Genomic DNA, 20970 nt, shown 5'->3' with positions numbered 1-20970 from the left:
CCGATCCCGGCCGTGAAACTCAGGCGCGTTCGGTCTCGCCGCGTTCGGCTGCGCTGCGTTCGACGCAGAACTCGTTGCCCTCGATGTCGGCCATCACCACCCAGCCGGTGCCGTCGGGGCGGCGCTGGTCGTCGAGCTGGGTGGCGCCGAGGGCCAGCAGGCGCGTCACCTCGGCGTCCCGGGTGCGGTCCTGGGGCTGGAGGTCGAAGTGCACCCGGTTCTTGCCGGTCTTGGCGTCCGGGCCGGTGATGAAGAGGATCTGCACCCCGTTGGCGCAGCTGAGCAGGGCCATCGGGTCACCCGGGAAGTCGTCCTCGGCGAGGGAGCCGTCCAGCACCCGGGCCCAGAACGAGCCGAGGGTGTAGGCGTCGGCGCAGTCGACCGTGACGTGGCGTACGAGGGATGTCATGGCGTCACTATGGGGGCTCGGCCGGGTGGTTGACCAGGAGTCGCCGCTGCCCAGCAGGGCCGGGTGGGTGTCCGGGCGGGCAGAGTGCCGGGCGAGCGGGTGCCGGCGGCGGACGGGGGTGGTACTGCTGGGAGCTTCACGGACCGGAGGGGGCTGGGATGGAACGGACGAGGCTGGCGCTCGGTGGCGCGGCGCTGGTGCTGCTCGGGCTCTGCGCGGCCGCGGTCACGGCCGGCGAGGAGTCCGCCGCCGGGGCGGTGCGCGGCAGCGCGGCCGTCTTCGGTGTGGCGGCGCCCACCGGCGGGGCCGGGGCGCCGGGGGCGGCCCAGGCGGCGGCGGAGCTGAAGTTGAGCAGCCCCGACGGGCCGCCGACCGCCGCCGACTACGCCTCCTTCCGGGCGTACCTGCACGGCCTCACCCCCGCCGCCGACAACCTCGGCAACAACTGGGCCCAGGGCCGCAGCGGCGAGGAGACCCAGGCGATGGGCGTGGTCTACGAGCTCTCCCACGACCGCGCCGTGCTCGACAAGATGATCGGCCACTGCGACGCCGTGCTCTCCGAGCGCGACGACCTCGCACCCGCCCCGGTCGGGCAGCACGTGCTCTGGACCGGCACCGTGGACCCGGCCTGGCCCAACGAGGTGACCACCCGTCCGATCGGCACCGGCGGCGAGCAGGGCGACCCGATCGGCCACCTGGCCTCCTGCGCCCGGCTGATCCTGAAGACCCCCGCCCTGGCCGGAGCCCCGGTCACCGGCGGCGACCCGCACCACTACGGCACCACCTACCTGGCCCGGGCCCGGACCTACCTGAGCCAGGCCGACACGAGCATGGACCGGCACGTGCTGGCCCGGCTGCTCGACCTCTCGCACGGCGACCGGATGTACTTCGCCGCCGCCGACCCCTACCAGGGCGGCCGGCCGGTGCCGTGGAACCAGCAGATGATGTTCGACTACGCCTTCCAGAACCTCGCCGAGGCGCACGAGGCGCTCGCCGACGACCCGGCCCGGGTGAAGACGTACGACCGGCTGGTCAAGACCAGCGTGGACTGGTTCTTCGGCACCGTCCGCAGGTACACCGACGCCAAGGGCCGCCCCGCCTACGACTGGACCTACGCGCCGCTCGGCACCGACCGCGAGGACAACAGCCACGGCAGCCTGGACTGCGACGGCCTCTACCGGGCGTACCTGAGCGGCCGGTACGGCATCACCCCCGCCATGCTCACCCCGCTGGCCGACACCTTCGCCGACGTGATGACCAAGTCCGCCGGCCACTACGCGGGCAAGGTGGATGGCACCGACGGCGCCGGCAACAGCGCCCCGACCACGTACGTGCGCAGCGGCTGGCTGCAGACCGCCGAGTTCCGCCCCGACGTCTACCATGCCTGGGCGGCCGTGGACTTCCCCGGCGGGACTAGCACGGCGGTGGACCGCTACTCGCGCGAACTGCTGCTCAAGAGCCGCCGGAAGTAGGGCGCCCCACCGGATCGCGGGAGGGCTTACCCGGCTCCTACCCGGCGGCCCGATAGGGTCCATGACCATGAGACTGGGTGGGGTGCGGCTGCGGCTGCCGCTGCATCGAAGGCTTGGCCTGCCTCGGGGGCAGCGGCGCCGGTGGGTGGTCGGGCTGGTGGTGCTGGTGCTGCTCGCCCTCGGCGGGGTGGCGGTGGCCACGGCGGGCGGGCCGGCGGCGGTGCGCGAGGAGGACCGTTTCCTCGCCATGCCCGAGACGCCCGGCAGCGCGGCCACCGTGCAGATCGACACCTCCTTCTTCACCACCGGCAGCACGCCGCGCCCGGCGATCCTGCTGGCCCACGGCTTCGGCGGCAGCAAGGCCGACCAGGCCGACCGGGCCCGGCAGCTGGCCCGGGCCGGGTACGCCGTGCTGACCTGGTCGGCCCGCGGCTTCGGCCACTCCACCGGCAAGATCGGCCTCGACGCGCCCGACCGCGAGATCGCCGACGTGCGGCACCTGGTGGACTGGCTGGCCCAGCGCCCCGAGGTGCGGCTCGACGCCCCCGGCGACCCCCGGGTGGGCATCACCGGCGCCTCGTACGGCGGCGGCGCCGCACTGCTCGGCGCCGCGTACGACCCCCGGATCGACGCCGTGGCCAGCCAGATCACCTGGTGGAACCTGGCCGACTCGCTCTTCCCCCAGGGCGCCCAGGGGCACCAGGGCGACGGCGTGTTCAAGAAGCTCTGGGCCGGCATCTTCTTCACCACCGGTGCGAGTGGTGCGGGCATCGACCCGACGGCCGCGCGCAAGCCCGGGGCCGGAGCCGAGGCGGGCCCGCCCGGTTGCGGCAAGTTCCTTGACGAGCTGTGCGCGATGTACGACCGGGTGGCCACCGCCGGGCGGCCCGACGCCGAGGCGGTGAAGCTGCTCGAACGCTCCAGCCCCTCCTCGGTGGCCGCCAGGCTCACCAAGCCCACCCTGGTGATCCAGGGTCAGCAGGACTCGCTCTTCCCGCTCGACCAGGGCGACGCGATCGCCAAGGCGGTGGCCGCCAACGGCGCGCCCACCGCCGTCGACTGGTTCGCCGGCGGCCACGACGGCGGCACCGAGGGCAGCCAGCGCACCGACGCCCGGGTCACCGCCTGGTTCGACCACTACCTGCGCGGCGAGTCCGTGGACACCGGCCCGGCCTTCCGGGTCACCCGCACCGGCGGCGTCGACTCCACCGGCTTCCAGGCCGTGCTGCGCGGCGCCGACGCCGACCGCTACGCAGGCCTCGGCGGCACCGCCACCCGCAGCTACCCGCTCACCGGACCGGCCCAGAACATCAGCAACCCGCCCGGCGGTGCCCCGCCCAACATCTCCGCCCTCCCCGGCATCGGCGGCGCCCTCGCCCAGGCGAACTCCCTCGGCCTCGGCCTGAGCATCGACTTCCCCGGCCAGTACGCGAGCTTCGACTCCGCCCCGCTGACCGAACCGCTCCACCTCACCGGCGCCCCGACCGCCGTCGTCCAGGTCGGCTCCGACCGGCCGGACGCCGTGCTCTTCGCCAAGCTCTACGACCTCGGCCCGGACGGCAAGCAGACCCTGCCGCAGCAGCTGGTCGCCCCGCTGCGCCTGACCGGCGGCACCGGTACGGCGTCGACGAGTACGCAGACGGCCACCGTCACGCTGCCCGCCGTGGACCACACCTTCCCGGCCGGGCACCGGCTGCGGCTGGTGTTCGCCTCCACCGACCTCGGGTACGCCTCGCCGGCCGAGCCCGCCACCTACCGGATCTCGCTGGTCGGCGAGCTCACCGCGCCGACCGTGGCCGAGCTGCGCACCGAGTCCACCCCGCTGCCCACCCGCACCTGGCTGCTCCCGCTGCTCGCCGTGCTGGCCGCCGCCGCCCTGGTGTTCGGCCGCCGCCGGCTGCGCGCCCCCGCGCCCGACCCGGAGCTGGCCGGGGTGCCGCTGCGGATCACCGGGCTGACCAAGCGGTACCGCAAGGCCGCCGACCGGTACGCCGTGCGGGAGCTCTCCTTCCAGGTCGAACGCGGCCAGGTGCTCGGCCTGCTCGGGCCCAACGGAGCCGGCAAGACCACCACGCTGCGGATGCTGATGGGCCTGATCCGGCCCGACGCGGGCGAGATCCGGCTGTTCGGCCACGCAGTGCGGCCCGGCGCGCCGGTGCTCTCCCGGGTCGGCGCCTTCGTCGAGGGGGCCGGCTTCCTGCCGCACCTCACCGGCCGGGCCAACCTGCACCTCTACTGGGAGGCCACCGGCCGCCCGGCCGAGGACGCCCACTTCGAGGAGGCGCTGGCCATCGCCGACCTCGGCGAGGCGCTGGACCGCGCCGTCCGCACCTACTCGCAGGGCATGCGGCAGCGCCTGGCCATCGCCCAGGCCATGCTCGGCCTGCCCGACCTGCTGATCCTGGACGAGCCCACCAACGGGCTCGACCCGCCGCAGATCCGCGAGATGCGGGAGGTGATGATCCGTTACGCCGCCGAGGGCCGCACCGTCATCGTCTCCTCCCACCTGCTCGCCGAGGTCGAACAGAGCTGCACCCACCTGGTGGTGATGGACCGGGGCCGCCTGGTCACCGCCGGCCCGGTGGCCGAGATCGTCGGCCACGGCGAGCAGCTGCTGATCGGCACCCCGCCCTCGTACGGCCCCGAGGCCCTCGCGGCCGCCGCCGAGAAGGCCGCCGAGCTGCCCGGCGTCGCCGCCGTCGAGCCGGCCGAACGCGGCCTGCTCGTCCAGCTGGACGGCCTGGCCGCCAGCGCCCTGGTCGCCGAGCTGGTCGCCCTCGGTGTCCCGGTCGAATCCGCCGGGCCGAACCGCCGCCTGGAGGACGCCTTCCTCTCCCTGATCGGAGGCTCCGCGTGAGCGCAGTCAGCTCTGGCAGCCCTGGCGGCTCTGGCAGCCGTGGCGGCTCTGGCAGTCCTGTTGGTCCTGTCGGTCCTGTCGGTACCGAGGGGCTCGCCGGCGCGCCCGGGTACCGGGCCGGGCGGACCCTGCCGTTGCGGGTGGAGGCCGTCCGTCAGCTCCGACGGCGGCGGACGCTGGTGATCGGAGGGGTGCTGGCCGCGCTGCCGGTGATCGTGCTGCTGGCCTTCCAGATCGGCGGCACGCCCGGCCGGGCCGACCGCACCACCTTCATCGAGCTGGCCACCGCCTCCGGCCCGAACTTCGCCGCCACCCTGCTCTTCATGGGCACCGGCTTCCTGCTGGTCATCCCGGTGGCGCTGTTCTGCGGCGACACCGTGGCCGCCGAGGCCAGCTGGTCGTCCCTGCGGTACCTGCTGGCCGCACCGGTGCCGCGGGCCCGGCTGCTGGCCCGCAAGTTCACCGTCGGCCTGGCCTTCTCGGCGGCGGCCATCGTGCTGCTGCCGCTGGTCGGCCTGGCCGTCGGCACCGCCGCCTACGGCTGGGGCGACCTGCGGCTGCCCACCGGCGGCAGCCTCTCCGCCACCGAGGCGCTGCCCCGGCTGGCCCTGGCCGTCGCCTTCGTCTTCCTCAGCGAGCTCGTCATCGCCGCGCTCGCCTTCTGGCTCTCCACCGCGACCGACGCCCCGCTGGGCGCCGTCGGCGGGGCCGTCTTCCTCTCCATCATCACCGGCGTGCTGGACGCGATCACCGCGCTCGGCTCGCTGCGCGAGTGGCTCCCCGCCCACTGGCAGTACGCCTGGGCCGACGCCCTCCAACCGCAGCTGGAGTGGGGCGGCATGATCCAGGGCGCCTCGCTCTCGGTCTCGTACGCCGTGGTGCTGCTCGCCCTCGCCTTCCGCGGCTTCGCCCGCAAGGACGTGGTGTCCTGAGGCTCGGTGCAGCTTCTGCTCAAGCCTCGGTCAGGCCTCGGTCAGGGCGTGCTTGACGAGGGCGTTGGCGTGGCCGTGACCGAGGCCGTGCTCGGCCTTCAGCCAGCCGACGAGCTCCATGTGCTTGGTCAGCGGCGCGGAGCGGATCAGCTCCAGCCACTCGGCGACCGGACGGCCGTACTTCTGCTCGATGGACGGGAAATAGCTGGCGGGGCCCTTCACGGAAGTGGTCATGACTGCATCCTGCCCGGCCCCACTGACAATCGCTTCCGGGCCTCATGAGCGATGATGGAGACCGCCCCTGACCGTCAGTGAAGGAACACCCGTGGCTCAGATCGTCCTCTTCCACTCCGCGTACGGCCTGCGGCCCGCCGTGCACGCCGCCGCCGAGCGCCTGCGCGAGGCCGGGCACCAGGTGCTCGTACCGGACCTCTTCGAGGGCAAGGTCTTCGACACGGTGGAGGAGGGGCAGGAGTACCGCGAGGAGGTCACCTCCGACGAGCTGCTCCGACGCGCCGTCACCGCCGTGGCCCCGCTGCTCGCGCCGGGCCTGCCCCCGCTGGTCTACGCCGGCTTCTCGCTCGGCGGCGCGCTCGCGCAGAACCTCGCGCTGGCCGACGAGAAGGCGCTCGGCCTGTTGCTCCTGCACGGCACCTCCGACATCCGCGAGGACGCGGCTACCACCATCCCGGTCCAGCTGCACGTGGCCGAGCCCGACCCGTTCGAGCCGGAGGACTGGCTGAACGCCTGGTACCTCAACATGCTCAAGATCGGCGCGGACGTGGAGGTCCACCGCTACCGGGGCGCCGGCCACCTCTTCACCGACCCCGAGCTGCCCGACTACGACGCCGAGGCCGCCGACCGCACCTGGGCCGTCGCCCTCGACTTCCTCGCCGAACTCGACGCCGAACTCGACGCCGGGCGTGACACCGGGCGTGACACCGGGCGTGACACCGGGCGTGACACCGGGCTCGACGGCTGACGCCCGGTGGCCGGGTACTCCGCCACCCCGCTGCCCCGCAAGCTCGGCATCGGGCCCGACAGCGAGGTGGTGGTCATCGGCGGCACGCCGCCGCTCGACCTGCCGTTCGGGGGCACCCTCGTCCCCTTCGACGTGGCCCTCTGGTACCCGGCCGACCGCGCCGAACTCGCCGACCGGCTGGGCGAGTTCCGCTCCTGCATGCGCCCGGCCGCCGGGCTCTGGATCGCCTGGCCGAAGAAGGCGGCCCGGATCCCGACCGACCTCGGCGAGGACGTGATCCGGGCGGTCCTGCTGCCGACCGGGTTGGTCGACAACAAGGTCTGCGCGATCGACGACACCTACAGCGGCCTGCGGTTCGTCATCCGGCGCGAGCTGCGCTGAGCTGCGCTGAGCAGCGGGTCGGACGGGCCGACGGTGCGTCGGCTGCCCCCGGTGACCGGTGGTGGGCAGTTTTGGCTGCCCGGTCGCCGTGGGGCCCGGTGCACCTCCGCGCAACCGGGTCCGGCACGGACGGGCAAGGGGTGGCCGTAAGTGGCGGTGTACGGCCATCGTGCCTGGTCAGGTCGCATGCGACAGGGCTCTGGGACAGAACCGGGACACCGTCACAGCTCTGTCCCCAGCGGCCTGGAGCGGTGGACCGGCGCTTCCCGGCTGTGTGACGCTTCAGGGGCCGCGACGGGGAGTTCGCGGCGCCACCACTCTCGGGGAGATTCTCAGATGCGTGTTCAGCGTGCCCTTGCGGCAGGTGCGGTGCTGGTCGTGACGGGTCTGGCGCTGACGGCCTGCCAGGACGACAAGCCGGCCGACGGCGGCGCGGCCGTCTCGGCGCCGAGCAGCGCGGCGGCCGCCGCAGGCGCCCCGGCCGCGGCCGGCAGCGCCGCCCCGGGCTCCACCGGCGGTTCGGCCGGCGGTTCGGCCGGCACCACCGGTTCCGCCGGCAAGACCGCAGTGACCGCCTCGCCGGTCAAGGCCCAGGGCGACGGCACCACGCCGGCCAAGATCCCGGGCACCGCCGCCTGCACCACGGACAGCCTGGTCATCTCCAACTCGGTGGGCAACGCGACCCCGCCCCTGCCGGACCTGGTCTCCGTCACGGTGTCCTTCTACAACAAGTCCCAGCAGGCCTGCGTCCTGAACGGCTTCCCCGGGATCGACCTGGCGATCAGCGAGGGCTCCACCTCCGTCCCGCGCGGCCGGGGCCAGGCGGCCCCCGTCACCCTCGCCTTCAACCAGTTCGCCCAGGCCACCGTCTGGTACCGCCCGGCCCCCAAGGGCCACAACGGCGACCCGGTCACCACCATGACCATCACCCCGCCCGGCGAGACCCACTCCTTCAAGATCGCCTGGCCCGGTACCTCCCTCGCCGCCGGCAACGACGCCCGCGGCACCGACACCCTCTTCGTCGAGCCGGTCGTCCGCCACTGACCGTGGGAGCATCGGTGGACCATGGGCATCGAACTCGAACTCCACTCGGCCCGCCCCGGCCGCGGCTCGTCACGGGCCACCCTGCTCCGCGGGTCCTACGCGTACGGCGAGGCACTCGCCCATGCGCTGAGCTCCCTGGACCGCCACGGCTCGGGCAAGTTGGGCTGGGTTGACCCGTACGGCGACACCCTGTTCAACGAGCAGGAGGCCGAAGCCGCCCGCCGGGAGGTCGCCGCCCTGGTCGATGACTGCGCCGACGGGCGGCAGCGGGCGGCCCTGCTCGATCTCGACGGTCTCCTCGCCCAGTGCGCGGCCACGCCGGGCAGCTACCTGCAGTTCATCGGGGACTGACCACGCCCCAGGGCCGGCCGGTCGCGCTCTAGGAGCCCGGTGAGTCCCCCGAGCCGTCCTTGGCCTCGCCGAGCACCTTGACGCCGACGAAGGCCGCACCCAGGGCGAGCGCGGCACCGGCGCCGACCGCCACCGTCCTGAGCCCCGCCTCCAGGAACTTCTTGGACTCGCTGTCCTTCCGGTACTCCTGCTGCACGTTCTCCCGGTAGCGCTCGTGGAGGACCTGCCGCTGCTCCCAGCTGAGGTCGTCCCGGTCGAGATCGGTCTTGAGGGCGTCCCGCTGCTGTTGGGACGCCCGGTGGAAGTGGTCCTGGCTCGTCTCGTTGGCGTCGACCGTCGATTGGTGTGCCTGTCGGACCGCGTCCACGGAGCCCTTGGCGAGGTCCTTGAAGGCGGGGAACTGCTCGATGATCTTCAGGCGCACCTCGGTGCCCACGTCGGGTATCGCGGCCGCGAACCTGACCACCTTCTCCTTGGAGAGGTTCCGCCAGGACCGGATGCCGAGTGCCCGCTTGAGCTCGGCTTCGTCCTCGTGGTCCATGCCCTGGCTCCGTCCGCCGTCCCGCTCCGATCCCCGGATCCTAGCCTCGACCCCCGTAGCTCGCGGGTGAATCCGCAGGTGCGGCCGCTCAGGCCGCGACCGGTTCGGCGGAGCGGATGACGCGGGTGTTGGGGGAGACGGTGAGGCGGACGATGCTGCCCGGGGGGAGGGGTGGGGCGTCGGCGGGGAGGGCCCAGGCGGTGGTGCGGTCGGTGGTGCCGGGGTCGAGGGCGAGGTAGCGGGGGAGTCTGGGGTTGGCGCGGGGCTCGAGGCGGAGGACCTCGCCGGTGACGGTGTGGGGGGTGCGGCGCTCGAGGGCCGCGAGGATGAGGTAGGCGGCGGCCAGCAGGAGGGCGCAGCCGATGGCGATGCTCTCACCGAGCAGCGGGCCCCGGTGTGCCAGGCCGTCGCGGAGCCAGCCGTGTCCGCTGGCGAAGTTGCCGGGCATCAGGGCCAGGAAGGCGAGGAAGAGCGTCCAGCGGTGGAAGCGGCTGGCGACGGCCAGGGCGAGCAGGCCGATGACGACCCAGCCGAAGGACAGCAGCAGGCCGGCCCGCCGCATGGAGTGGCCCACGTCGCCGGTGGTGACGGCCCACTCGGGCCGGCGCAGCGTCACGAACAGGACCAGGCCGACGGCGACGACGGCGGCCGCGCCGGCCTGGCGGAGCAGCTGGGCCGGGGAGGCGCCGAAGGCGGGCCGCAGGCGCGGGTAGCTGATCCGCACCGGGCGCCAGGCGCCGCCGTAGGAGGACCAGACCCGGCGCTTGTCGCCCGCGTCGAAGCCGAGCAGGCGGGTGGTCAGGGTGGTGACGCCGAGCGCGGAGCCGTAGCCGAGGTAGCGGTCCCAGACGGTGACCGAGGCCGGTGGCAGCTGGGCGAAGTCCTCGTGGGCCCGCAGCCAGGCCTGGACGCCGGCCCAGTGGCCGGCCCGCTCCAGGCCGAGCGGGGTGGCGCGTTCGCCGATCGCCCGGGCCAGCAGGTAGTTGAGCGGGATGGTGGGGACGGCGCCGACCACGAAGGCGGCGCGGATGTTGTGCCCGCCGGCGATGACGCCGAGGGCGAGCAGCACGCCGGGGGCGAATGCGGCAAGGTGCAGCGCGCCGGCCAGCAGGGGGCCGAACCGGGCCCGCGAGAGGCCGCGGCGGCGGGCCTCGGCGAGCACGTCCTTGCGGAAGGCGGTGTGCCAGGAGCTCGCCCGCTCGGTGGAGCGGAAGGCGATGGCGCCGATCGGGGCGCCGTTCTCACGGGCCTGGTCGGTGACCCGGCCGAGCACGCGCTGCTCGTACGGGGTGAGCCGCTCGGCCTCCTTGGCGGTGCGGTGGACGGTGGTCTGGCCCGGGTCGTCACCGGGCTGGCGGAGTTCGACCAGGCCGCGGGCGGCGAGGTCGAGCAGGGTCGCGGCGGCGGCGTGGTCGAAGGAGTGCCAGCGGTTGGCCAGCAGGGCCACCACGGCGGGCGGCTCCGGCTCGGGGCCGAACTCCTGGGTGGCGGGGCCGGGCCGGACGGTGCCGTTGCGAGTGGCCGCGAGGGCGAGGCCGAAGAGGGCGAACCAGAGCGCGACCAGGCCGGCGCCGCTCCAGTAGAGGGTGGCGTCCACGCTCATGCGAAGTTCACCCGCACCGGGGCCTCGGCGGCGGAGCCGGCCTCGAAGTACTCGCGGTGGCCGTGGCCGCCGCCGAGCTTGCCGACCAGATTGCCCGGGAAGCCCTCGAGCGCGGTGTGGTAGCTCTGCACGGCGCTGTTGTAGAACTGCCGCGCGTACGCGATCTTGTCCTCGGCGGTGGCCAACTCGGTCTGCAGGGTGGCGAAGTGGCGATCGGCCTTGAGCTGCGGGTAGCTCTCGCCGAGGGCGAGCAGCTTGCCGAGCGAGGCGGTCAGCGCCTGCTCGGCCGAGGCGGTGCCGGTCACGTCGAGCCCGGCCCCGGTGGCCACCCCGCGGGCGGCGACCACGGTCTCGAAGGTGGACCGCTCGTGCCCGGCGTACCCGCGCGCGGCCTCGACCAGGTTCGGTATCAGCTCGTGCCGGCGCTTGAGCTGGACGTCGATCTGCGCCCAGGAGGCCTGGGTCTGGTTCCGCAGCCGGACCAGCCGGTTGTAGGTGCGGACCACCGACCACAGCAGCAGGACGAGCAGTGCGACGAGGATGCCGACGACAACGAGGCCCACGGGTGCCCCCTCCAAGGAAACGACCTGGTGATCCGGCGTTTCCGGTAGGTCGGGGGTGATCTTAGAGGCAGCGGCGGGGAAGTCTTCACCGAATATCCTCCCGGCCCGCGAGCGGGCCGGGAGGATATGAGCGGCGGCGGGCGGGTCAGACCGTCCAGGCGGAGGGGCCGAGGAGGGTCTTGATCTCGCTGGCGAAGGCGGTGTTGTTGTCGACCAGGAAGCCGAGCTCGTAGAGCACGTCCTTCTGGCGGCTGGTGGTGAGCAGGCGGACCGGGACGTCGCCGGGGTGGGCCTTGAGCGAGCGCTTGAGCTCGCGGATGACCTTGGACTCGACCTTGGCGGCCTGCATGGTGATCTGGATGGGCGGCTTGCCGCCGTGCTCGGCGGAGGAGATGTCGAGGGTGGTGATCTCCTGGCCGAAGATGGAGAGCGAGCCGTCGCGCTCGTTGAGCCGGCCGCGGGCGGAGATGACGTTGTCCTCGACCATCTGGTCGGCCATCAGGTTGTAGGTGGCCGGGAAGAAGAGGACCTCGACGGAGCCGTCGCGGTCGGCCAGGGTGATGATCGCCCAGGCGTTGCCCGCCTTGTTGATCCGGCGGTCGACGTTGGTGATCAGGCCGGAGAGCCGGACCTCGCCCTCGGTGCGGCCGGAGCCGAGCAGCTCGGCGATGGAGATGTCGCGGTTGCGGGCCAGGATGTGCTCGGCGCCGTCCAGCGGGTGGCTGGAGACGTACAGGCCGAGCATCTCCCGCTCCAGGCTGAGCAGTTGCTTGCGCGGCCACTCGCGGTCGGTCAGCTCGAAGTCGAGGCCGATCGCGGGGGCGTCGGCCCCGGTGTCCATCGCGCCGAACAGGTCGTCCTGCCCGATGGCCTGCTGCTTCTTGAGGCCGGTGACGGCGTCGATCGCGTTCTCGTGCACCGCGACCAGGGACTGGCGGGTGTGGCCGAGCGAGTCGAAGGCGCCGGCCTTGATCAGCGAGTCGATGGTGCGCTTGTTGCAGGCGACCAGCTCGACCTTGTCGAGGAAATCCGCGAAGGAGGTGTACTTGCCCTTCTCCTTGCGGGTCTTGATCAGCGACTCGATGACGTTGACGCCCACGTTGCGGACGGCCTTGAGGCCGAAGCGGACGTCGGAGCCGACGGCGGTGAAGTCGACCACGGACTCGTTGACGTCGGGGGAGAGGATCTTGATGCCCATCTGGCGGCACTCCGCCAGGTAGACGGCCATCTTGTCCTTGTCGTCCGCGACCGAGGTGAGCAGGGCGGCCATGTACTCGGCGGGGTAGTTCGCCTTGAGGTAGGCCGTCTGGTACGAGACCAGGCCGTAGGCGGCGGAGTGCGATTTGTTGAACGCGTACCCGGCGAACGGGACCAGCACGTCCCAGACCGCCTGGATCGCCTCGTCGGAGTAGCCGCGCTCCTTGCAGCCCGCGTGGAAGGGGACGAACTCCTTCTCCAGGACCTCCTTCTTCTTCTTGCCCATCGCGCGGCGGAGCAGGTCGGCCTGGCCGAGCGAGTAGCCGGCCAGCACCTGGGCGGCTCGCTGCACCTGCTCCTGGTAGACGATCAGGCCGTAGGTGGGGCCGAGGACGTCCTTGAGCGGCTCCTCCAGCTCGGGGTGGATCGGGATGATCTCCTGCTGGGCGTTCTTGCGGAGCGCGTAGTTGGTGTGCGAGTTCATGCCCATCGGGCCCGGGCGGTACAGCGCCGAGACGGCGGAGATGTCGGCGAACTCGGTGGGCTTCATGAGCTTGAGCAGGGCGCGCATGGGGCCACCGTCGAGCTGGAACACGCCCAGGGTGTCACCGCGGGCGAGCAGCTGGTAGGTGGTCGGGTCGTCGATCGGGATCTTCTCGATGTCGACGTCCACGCCCCGGTTGGACTTCACGATCTTGATGCAGTGGTCGATGATGCCCAGGTTCCGCAGACCCAGGAAGTCCATCTTGATCAGACCCATGGCTTCGCACGACGGGTAGTCGAAGCCGGTGATGATCACGCCGTCCTTGTCCCGCATGTGCAGCGGGATCAGTTCGAGCAGCGGGGTCGAGGAGAGGATGACGGCGGCGGCGTGCACGCCGGTGCCGCGGATCAGGCCCTCGATGCCGAGGCCGGTGTCGATGATCTTCTTGACGTCGGGCTCGTTGGCGTACATGGTGCGGATCTCGGTGCCCTCGTTGTAGCGAGGGTGCTTCTCGTTGAAGAGATCCGCCAGCGGCACGCCCTTGCCCATCACGTCCGGCGGCATCGCCTTGGTGATGCGGTCGCCCATCGAGAAGGGGTACCCGAGGATGCGGTTGGCGTCCTTGACGGCGGCCTTGGCCTTGATGGTGCCGAAGGTGTTGACCTGGGCGGTGTAGGCGGCGCCGTACTTCTCGGTGACGTAGCGCACCATCTGGTCGCGCTGGCGGTCGTCGAAGTCGATGTCGACGTCCGGGGGGTTGATGCGCTCGGGGTTGAGGAACCGCTCGAAGAGGAGGTCGTGCTCCAGCGGGTCGAGCTGGGTGATGCCGGTCAGGTAGGCGACCATCGAGCCTGCCGCCGAACCACGGCCGGGGCCGACCGGGATGCCGTTGTCGCGCCCGTACTGGCAGATGTCGGCGACCACGAGGAAGTACGCGTCGAAGCCCATGGGCGTGATGACGCCCATCTCCAGCTCGACGCGGTCGAGCACCTCCTGGCTCGGGTTGTCGCCGTAGCGGTGCTTGAGGCCGGCTGCGATCTTCTGCCGCAGGTAGGAGGCCTGGGTCTCGCCCTCCGGCACGTCGAACTGCGGCATCCGGTCGACGTAGTCGAAGACCTCCTTGTAGGAGCCGATCCGCTCGCCGATCGCCAGCGTGTTGGAGCAGGCCTCCGGGTGGTCGGGGAAGAGCTCGCGCATCTCCTCCGGGGTCTTGATGTAGTAACCGGAGCCGTTGAACTTGAACCGGTTCGGGTCGTCCTTGTTCTTGCCCACGCCGACGCAGAGCAGGCTGTCGTGGGCGTCCGCCTGGTCGGCGGTGACGTAGTGCGAGTCGTTGGTGGCCAGCAGCGGGATGTTCAGGTGCTTGGCGAGCTTCAGCAGGTCGTCCCGGACGTCGCGCTCGATGGACAGGTCGTGGTCCATCAGCTCCAGGAAGTAGTTCTCCTTGCCGAAGATGTCCTGGTAGGCGGCGGCGGCCTTGACGGCCTCCTCGTACTGGCCGAGCCGCAGCCGGGTCTGCACCTCGCCGGAGGGGCAGCCGGTGGTCGCGATGATGCCCGTGGAGTTGGCCGCGATCAGCTCGCGGTCCATCCGGGGCTTCATGTAGTAACCCTCCATCGACGCGAGCGAGGAGAGCTTGAACAGGTTGCGCAGACCGGTCGCGTTCTCGGCCCACATGGTCATGTGGGTGTAGCGGCCACCACCGGAGACGTCCTTGCCGCCCTCGCCGTCGCTGCTGGTCGGGCGCTGGCCGCCGGGCGACCAGAAGACCGGCTTCTTCTCGAACCGCGAGCCGGGCGCGACGTACGCCTCGATGCCGATGATCGGCTTCACGCCGGTCTTCTGGGCCGCGTGGTAGAACTCGTACGCGCCGAACATGTTGCCGTGGTCGCTCATCGCGATCGCGGGCATGCCTTGCCGTTCGGCCTCCGCGAAGAGCTTGCCGTTCTTCGCGGCCCCGTCCAGCATCGAGTACTCGGTGTGCACGTGGAGATGGACGAAGCTGTCGGCCACGGGGCGCTGCTCCTCGGGGATGGGGCGGACTGAAGCGTCCACCCTAACGCGGGTGAGGCCCGAGGACGGTCTCGCGTCTACGGGTGTCCACGGGCCTCGTGGGGGTAGCCGGGTCAGACCGCCGGAAGGGCGTAGACGTGCGTGCCCTGGGCGGCCACGAGTATCTTCCCGTCGGTGGCCAGCTGCCAGTCGAGGGCGTCGCTCAGACCGGTCTGGAACGTCCAGATCACCTTGCGGGCCTTGGTGTCCACGGCGTGGACGCCCTTGTTCGGCGTGGCCACGAAGAGGGTGGTGCCGACCACTACCGGGGAGACGGCCATCGCGGCCTCGTCCGGCAGCTCGAGCTTCCACAGCTCGGTGCCCTGGGCCGCGTCGTAGGCGTAGAGCACCGGGTTGGTGGCCGGGGCGTACGTCATGCCGGGGAGGGTGAAGGACTGGCCGCCGAACACGCTGTAGACCACGCCGTCACCCACCGCGGCGGGGCTGTACCAGTACTTGCTGCCGGCTGGCTTGGTCTTGGCCCAGGCCTGCTTGCCGTCCGCGATGGTCACGGCCTGCAGCCCGTTGCCCGCCACCGAGCAGTAGACCCGCTGCCCGTCCGCCACCGGCTGGTAGTAGCTGCCCCGGTCGTCGGTGTCGGCGAACCAGCTCTGGGAGCCGTCCTTGGTGGACCGGGCCACCAGGTTCTTCTGCGAGTCGGTGTAGAGGATCGTGCCCGCGGAGAGCACGGAGGCCACGTAGTTGTCGGCCTTGGCCTTGCGGCGCTGGCTCCAGACCACCGCCCCGCTCTTGCGGTCGAGCGCCATGATGCCCGGGGTCGACTGGCCGCTGTCGGGGAGGCCGTACTGGTCGAGCGGCACGAAGGAGCAGGTGGCGTAGATCAGGTGGTCGTCGGCGGCGAGCACCTTGTCCGGAGCGATCTGCTCCTTGGCACCGGCGGCCGTCTTGGTCGCGTCGAACTTCCAGAGCACCGAGCCGGTGGCGGAGTCGGCCGTCACCAGGTCGGTGATCATGCCGTACGAGACGATGCCGCTCGCCACGGCGAGGTAACCCGCGGAGGCGTCGGGGCTGTTGAAGCGCTGGGTGCCGTCGCTCAGCTGGAGGGCGACCAGGCCGTCGCCGCCGAAGAAGACCAGGCCGTCCGAGCAGACCGGCATGGCCGAGCCGAGGCCGCGGCTGACGGTGATGGTCTTCGACCAGATCGGCTGCGGCGCCACCCCGGGTGTCCGGGGCCGGGCGCTGGTGGCGGTGGGGGAGGCGGGGGTGGTGGGCTTCCCCGTCGGGGACGGCGGCGGGGAGGGCTGCTTCGGATCGCCGGTGAGCGCCCAGGCGAGGCCGCCGCCGACGGCGGCGAGCACGGCCACTCCGCCACCGATCAGCAGGCCGCGGCGGGAGGACTGCGCGGGCCGCTGATCGGTGGCCGGAGCCGGGGCGGCAGACGGGGGCGTGGGCGGGCCGAAGCCCTCGGGGGCGGGACCGAAGCCGGGCGGGGCGGCGGGGGCCGCCGCGCCGAGCTTCATGGTGCCGTCGGCCGGGAGCGCCGCGTGGCTGGTCGCGGTGGGGGAGTGGTGTGGGGCGCGCGGGTCGGCGGCGGGATTGCCCCGGGCTGGGGTCTCCATGTCCATCACCTCGGCCGCGTGGGACGCGATCTCGGCGGAGAGCTCGGCCGGGAGCCAGGTGGCGCGGGTGAGCTGCTGGCCGGCCCCGAGCAGGGCGGCGAGCTCGGCGGGGGAGGGGCGGTCGGCCGGGTTCTTCGCCAGGCAGGCGGTGACGGCGGGGCGCAGCGCCTCGGGGACGGCGTCGAGCTGCGGCGCGTCGTGGATCACCCGGTAGAGCAGGGCGGCCGCCGAATCCGAATCGGCGCTGAACGGCCCCTGCCCGGTGGCCGCGTAGACCAGCACCGCGCCCAGCGCGAACACGTCTCCCGGTGGCCCGACCGGGGCCGCGCCGCTGACCTGCTCGGGGCTCATGAAGCCCGGCGAGCCGACCACCAGGCCGGTGCTGGTGAGCCGGGAGCCCTCCAGGGCCCGGGCGATGCCGAAGTCGATCACGCGGGGGCCGTCGGTGGCCAGCAGCACGTTGGACGGCTTGAGGTCGCGGTGCACGATGCCCGCCGCGTGGATCGCGCTCAGCGCCTCGGCCAGGCCGGTGCCGAGCGCGCGGACGGAGTCGGCGGGCAGTGGGCCGTGCGCGGCGACCGCCTCGGCCAGCGAGGGCCCGAGCACGTACGCCGTGGCTAGCCAGGGCACCGCCCCGTCCCGGTCGGCGTCCACCACGGGCGCGGTGTATGCCCCGCTGACGGCCTGGGCGGCGGCCACCTCGCGGCGGAACCGGTCGCGGAACTCCTGGTCCTCGGCGAGCTCGGCGCGGACCACCTTGACCGCGACCGTCCGGCCGCCGGCCGAGCGGGCCAGATAGACCCGGCCCATGCCGCCGGCCCCGAGTCTGCCGAGCAGACGGTACGGGCCGACGCTCTCGGGGTCGGTGGACTCCAACGGCTGGACTGACATGGCGATACTCCCCCGTGACGGTGCGGCGCCACCGGACCGCCGTACGGGCGGAGAAGCGCCGGTTGACCGAGATCGTACGGCCCGCCGAAACCGCTCCGCACTGGTGGTGCCACCCGAGTGGTAGCACCCGGAACGGGGGAGTCACGCCCCGTCAGTGCGGCGGCGCCGTCCATCGGCGCAGCGGTACTGGCATGAGTGCAGCGGCATCGGCGTCAGTGAACCGGTGTCAGTGCAGCGGCACCGTCGCGCCCCAGCGCGGGCTGGCCGCGATCTGGCGCCAGAGCGGCAGGGCGTCGGCGCACGGACGGACCGTCAGCTGCACCTCGGTGCCGCCCGGGCGGTGGGCCCGGACGCGGTAGCCGTCGGTGAGCCGCTCGACCGTCTCGGTGGTGCCGTCCGAGTACCGGGTGGTCTGGCAGTCCAGCCCCTCGGGGCAGCCCGGGCCGGGGGTCAGCTCCACGGTGAGGGTGACCGGGGTCAGCCCGTTGTCGTAGCGCACCGTCAGCCCCTGGTCGGTGCCGGCCGGGCCCGCCACCTCGCGGAGGTCGGCGCCGCTGGGCAGCAGTTCGGCCAGCGTGCCGAGCACGTTCTCCCCGGCCGCGCTGACCGCCGGATCGGCGGGCGGGCGCCGCAGGTCGATCGACGAACTCACCCAGACCAGCCCCGCCATGGCCAGTGCGGCGCCGGTCAGCTGGACGACCCGCCGCCGACTGCGGTGCCGGCGACCCCGCTGGGTGGATTCGGCGACGATCACCGCCACCGGGACGGGCAGTTCGCGCACGCTCTCGCCGAGCAGTGCGCCGAGTCGGTCTTCAAGCTCCACGGCCGGGGCTCCTCAGGCTCGCACGGGTCGGGCGGATCGGGCGGATCGCACGGATCGCACGGATCGGGTCGATCGGGCGGATCCGATGCGGATGCGGATGGGTGAGGTAAGGACAGGGCAGGGTCGGACGGGTCGGGTCGGGGCGGGTGTCCGAGAGGACGGGAGTGCGCCCGGGATCAGTCATGGAAGAGCAGCTCCCGGTCCTCGCCGAGGATCTCCCGGAGCTTGGTGAGCGAGCGGTTGCTCAGGCTCTTCACCGCGCCGACGCTGCACCCGAGGATCTCGGCCGTGGCCTCCAGGCTGTGGTCCTCCAGGTAGCGAAGCACCACCACCGCCCGGTTGCGCGGCGGGAGTTCGCGCAGCGCCGCGATCAGGGTGAGCCGCAGGTCGGGCGAGGTGCCGACCCCGGCGGCGGGCAGGTAGTCGCCGGGCTCGGCCACCACCAGCTCGGTCTCCCGGCGCAGCCGACGCTGCGACAGGTAGGCGCGCAGCAGCACCTTGCGGGCGTACGCGTGCAGGGTCGGGTCGTCCTCGTTCCGGCGCAGTCTGCCCCAGATGCCGTACATCTTCGCGAGTGTGGTCTGCACCAGGTCCTGCGCCCGGTGCCAGTCCCCACACATCAGGTACGCGACGTGGAAGAGCCGCCGCGCGCTGTCGGCTGCGAACTCCTCGAAGTCCCGTGCCTCGTCCATGCCCCGAACCCCCGTCTGATCTGCGGCGACGGTCTCGCCCCCCGATAACGACACGCGTTGACGGATCATTAGGTGTCACGGGGCCATCAGGAGTCACCGGAGTTTTCGCGCAGGCCGGGCGGGAGGGCGGCACGCAGGGCGGCGGTGAAGGCCGCCACGGCGGGGTGGGCACGGGCTCCGCTGCGGTAGGCCGTGCCGGTGCGGCGGGCCATCGGCAGCGCGGTGAGGCGCACCCCCGCGGGCGGCGAGTCGACGCCGAGCTGGGGGACCAGCGCCACCCCCTGGCCGACCGCGACCAGGGCCAACACGGTGGTGAAGTCGTCGATCTGGTGCCGCACCCGGGGCGTGAACCCGGCCGCCTGGCAGGCCCGGACGGCCATCGCGTGGCAGAGCGTGCCGGGCGGCGCGGTGATCCAGGCGGAGTGCCGGTGGTCCGCGATGGCGCCCCCGCCGGGCGTGGCCCCGGGGGCGGAGGTCGCATCGTCGCCGGGCGCGGTCACCGGGGCGGCCAGGTACATCCGCTCGGTGAACACCGCCTCGCCGTCCAGGCCGGGCTCGGGCTCGCGCGGGACGAAGTCGTACTCGTGCACCAGGGCCACGTCCAGCTCGCCGGCCCGCAGCGCGGCCGAGACGCCGGCCGGGTCGACCTCGGTGACCATCGGTTCCAGGCCCGGGTGGGCGGTGGCCAGGGCGGCCAGGGTGGCCGGGATGATCGCGCGGGCGGCGGAGGGGTAGGTGCCGATCCGCAGCGGCCCGGTCAGGCCGCGCCGGGCCCCGGCGAGTTCGGCGTCGGCCTGCTCCAGCCGTTCGAGCACCGCCTCCGCGTGCCGCACCAGCCCCCGCCCGGCGGGGGTCAGCACCACCCGGCGCCCGGTCCGTTCGAGCAGCGCCACCCCGGCCTCCCGCTCCAGCACCGAGAGCTGCTGCGAGACGGCCGAGGGGCTGAAGGAGAGCGCCTCGGCGACGGCGGCGATGGTGCCCCGGTGGGCGAGTTCGCGCAGCAGGCGCAGGCGGCGTACGTCGAGCATGCGCCCAGCCTAGGAGCTGCCGGTCTCTGCTCGGACCGGGTGCCCACCGCGTACCGGAACCGCTGCGCCTCGACGGCCGCGCCGGAGCCGAGCATCGGTTCTGCTTACGAGTAGCGTCGGAAATCGGAACTGGACCTGGCGGGTCAGCACCCGGCAGGCTCGGCGGCATGGAACTTCGCGGTGTGTACGTGCCCCTGGTGACCCCGTTCGCGGCCGAGAGCCTCGCCCTCGGCGAGCCGGAGCTCAAGGCGCTGGAGGCCCTGGCGCACTCGGTGCTCGACGAGGGCGCGGCCGGTCTGGTCGCGCTCGGCACCACGGCCGAGGTGGCCACCCTGGACGAGGCCGAGCGGGCCGCCGTGGTCGAGGTGTGCGGCCGGGTCTGCCGGGAGCGCGGCGCCACGCTGATCGTCGGCGCGGGCAGCGGCGACACCCGCGCCTCGGCCCGGGCCCTCGCCGGGCTGACCGGGGCGGACGCGGCGCTGGTCACCGTGCCCTCGTTCAGCCGCCCGGGCGAGCGCGGGGTGGTGGCCCACTTCGAGCAGCTGGCCGCCGCCAGCGCCGTGCCGCTGGTGGTCTACAACATCCCGTACCGCACCGGCCAGAGCATCGGTGCCGACACCCTGCGCGAGCTCGCCGCGCTGCCCGGCGTGATCGGGGTCAAGCACGCGGTCGGTTCGGTCGACCAGCCGACGGTCGACCTGCTCGGCGACACCCCGGCGGGCTTCGCGGTGCTGGCCGGGGACGACCCGTACTACTCGGCGCTGCTCGCGCTCGGCGCCCCCGGCGGCATCCTGGCCTCCGCGCACCTGGCCACCGGCCGGTTCGCCGAGCTGGCCACGGCCTGGCGGGAGGGGGACGTGGCCCGGGCCCGGGCGCTCGGCCACGCGCTCGCCGCGTTCTCGGCCACGCTCTTCACCGAGCCGAACCCCGCCGTCATCAAGGGCGTGCTGCACGCCCAGGGCCGGCTGCCCAGCGCGGCCGTCCGCCTGCCGCTGCTGCCCGCCGGGCGGGCCTCGGTGGCCCACGCCTTGGACCGGCTCGCCGCGCTGGGCGCCTGAACAGGCATGATGGGCTCCGTGCGGCTTTAC

Annotated in this window: 18 protein-coding genes; 8 read left to right on the top strand and 10 right to left on the bottom strand. The window is 72.9% G+C overall.

What is annotated here, in order from left to right; translation table 11 throughout:
* Nucleotides 1-19 precede the first annotated feature (19 nt).
* Nucleotides 20-409, bottom strand: coding sequence for a VOC family protein (locus tag CFP65_RS09240; protein WP_104815652.1), 390 nt, complete (start codon nt 407-409; stop codon nt 20-22).
* Nucleotides 410-567: 158 nt separating this feature from the next.
* On the opposite strand from CFP65_RS09240, the gene CFP65_RS09235 reads away from it, so the two are divergent.
* From CFP65_RS09235 to CFP65_RS09225, 3 genes are all read left to right on the top strand, one after another.
* Nucleotides 568-1881, top strand: a complete 1314-nt coding sequence (locus CFP65_RS09235) for a hypothetical protein (protein ID WP_104815651.1) — start codon at nt 568-570, stop codon at nt 1879-1881.
* A 67-nt stretch (nt 1882-1948) separates the two neighbouring features.
* Nucleotides 1949-4738 carry an alpha/beta fold hydrolase gene (locus tag CFP65_RS09230; RefSeq protein ID WP_104820736.1) on the top strand — a complete coding sequence of 930 codons (2790 nt, stop codon included), beginning with the start codon at nt 1949-1951 and terminating at the stop codon, nt 4736-4738.
* Between the two features lie 140 nt (nt 4739-4878).
* A complete protein-coding gene (locus tag CFP65_RS09225) occupies nt 4879-5670 on the top strand; it encodes an ABC transporter permease (protein ID WP_371682390.1) in 792 nt (263 codons plus the stop codon).
* Nucleotides 5671-5700: 30 nt separating this feature from the next.
* Here the strand turns inward: CFP65_RS09225 and CFP65_RS09220 are convergent, their stop codons facing one another.
* Nucleotides 5701-5904, bottom strand: coding sequence for a DUF4287 domain-containing protein (locus tag CFP65_RS09220; RefSeq protein ID WP_104815649.1), 204 nt, complete (start codon nt 5902-5904; stop codon nt 5701-5703).
* Nucleotides 5905-5995: 91 nt separating this feature from the next.
* Here CFP65_RS09220 and CFP65_RS09215 point away from each other — a divergent pair, with 91 nt between their 5' ends.
* From CFP65_RS09215 to CFP65_RS09200, 4 genes are all read left to right on the top strand, one after another.
* The gene (locus tag CFP65_RS09215) at nt 5996-6652 is read left to right on the top strand and encodes a dienelactone hydrolase family protein (RefSeq protein ID WP_104815648.1); all 657 of its coding nucleotides are present in this window, start codon (nt 5996-5998) and stop codon (nt 6650-6652) included.
* Between the two features lie 6 nt (nt 6653-6658).
* Nucleotides 6659-7033 (top strand): DUF3052 domain-containing protein, encoded by a 375-nt coding sequence (locus CFP65_RS09210; RefSeq protein ID WP_104815647.1) that lies wholly within the window; start codon nt 6659-6661, stop codon nt 7031-7033.
* Nucleotides 7034-7369: 336 nt separating this feature from the next.
* Complete coding sequence (locus CFP65_RS09205) at nt 7370-8077, top strand: DUF4232 domain-containing protein (RefSeq protein ID WP_158702106.1); 708 nt, start codon at nt 7370-7372, stop codon at nt 8075-8077.
* 21 nt (nt 8078-8098) lie between these two features.
* Nucleotides 8099-8428, top strand: coding sequence for a hypothetical protein (locus CFP65_RS09200; protein ID WP_104815645.1), 330 nt, complete (start codon nt 8099-8101; stop codon nt 8426-8428).
* Nucleotides 8429-8456: 28 nt separating this feature from the next.
* Here the strand turns inward: CFP65_RS09200 and CFP65_RS09195 are convergent, their stop codons facing one another.
* From CFP65_RS09195 to CFP65_RS09145, 8 genes are all read right to left on the bottom strand, one after another.
* The gene (locus CFP65_RS09195) at nt 8457-8969 is read right to left on the bottom strand and encodes a hypothetical protein (protein WP_104815644.1); all 513 of its coding nucleotides are present in this window, start codon (nt 8967-8969) and stop codon (nt 8457-8459) included.
* An 88-nt stretch (nt 8970-9057) separates the two neighbouring features.
* Nucleotides 9058-10572: a DUF2207 domain-containing protein gene (locus CFP65_RS09190; protein ID WP_104815643.1), complete on the bottom strand. Its 1515-nt coding sequence runs from the start codon at nt 10570-10572 to the stop codon at nt 9058-9060.
* Nucleotides 10569-11135, bottom strand: coding sequence for a LemA family protein (locus tag CFP65_RS09185; RefSeq protein WP_104815642.1), 567 nt, complete (start codon nt 11133-11135; stop codon nt 10569-10571). Before CFP65_RS09185 ends, CFP65_RS09190 begins: the two co-directional genes overlap by 4 nt.
* 145 nt (nt 11136-11280) lie before the next feature.
* Nucleotides 11281-14829 (bottom strand): DNA polymerase III subunit alpha, encoded by a 3549-nt coding sequence (gene dnaE, locus CFP65_RS09180; RefSeq protein ID WP_104815641.1) that lies wholly within the window; start codon nt 14827-14829, stop codon nt 11281-11283.
* 113 nt (nt 14830-14942) lie between these two features.
* Nucleotides 14943-17339 carry a PQQ-binding-like beta-propeller repeat protein gene (locus CFP65_RS38805; RefSeq protein WP_158702105.1) on the bottom strand — a complete coding sequence of 799 codons (2397 nt, stop codon included), beginning with the start codon at nt 17337-17339 and terminating at the stop codon, nt 14943-14945.
* A 226-nt stretch (nt 17340-17565) separates the two neighbouring features.
* Nucleotides 17566-18162 (bottom strand): hypothetical protein, encoded by a 597-nt coding sequence (locus CFP65_RS09155; RefSeq protein WP_158702104.1) that lies wholly within the window; start codon nt 18160-18162, stop codon nt 17566-17568.
* Nucleotides 18163-18338: 176 nt separating this feature from the next.
* A complete protein-coding gene (locus CFP65_RS09150; RefSeq protein ID WP_104815639.1) occupies nt 18339-18854 on the bottom strand; it encodes a SigE family RNA polymerase sigma factor in 516 nt (171 codons plus the stop codon).
* 86 nt (nt 18855-18940) lie between these two features.
* Nucleotides 18941-19882, bottom strand: coding sequence for a LysR family transcriptional regulator (locus CFP65_RS09145; protein ID WP_104815638.1), 942 nt, complete (start codon nt 19880-19882; stop codon nt 18941-18943).
* Between the two features lie 167 nt (nt 19883-20049).
* On the opposite strand from CFP65_RS09145, the gene CFP65_RS09140 reads away from it, so the two are divergent.
* Nucleotides 20050-20940 (top strand): dihydrodipicolinate synthase family protein, encoded by an 891-nt coding sequence (locus tag CFP65_RS09140; RefSeq protein WP_104815637.1) that lies wholly within the window; start codon nt 20050-20052, stop codon nt 20938-20940.
* Nucleotides 20941-20970: the final 30 nt, after the last annotated feature.

Source organism: Kitasatospora sp. MMS16-BH015, from assembly GCF_002943525.1.
In the GTDB taxonomy this organism is placed as follows: domain Bacteria; phylum Actinomycetota; class Actinomycetes; order Streptomycetales; family Streptomycetaceae; genus Kitasatospora.
This window is presented reverse-complemented; position numbering and strand designations above follow the sequence as displayed.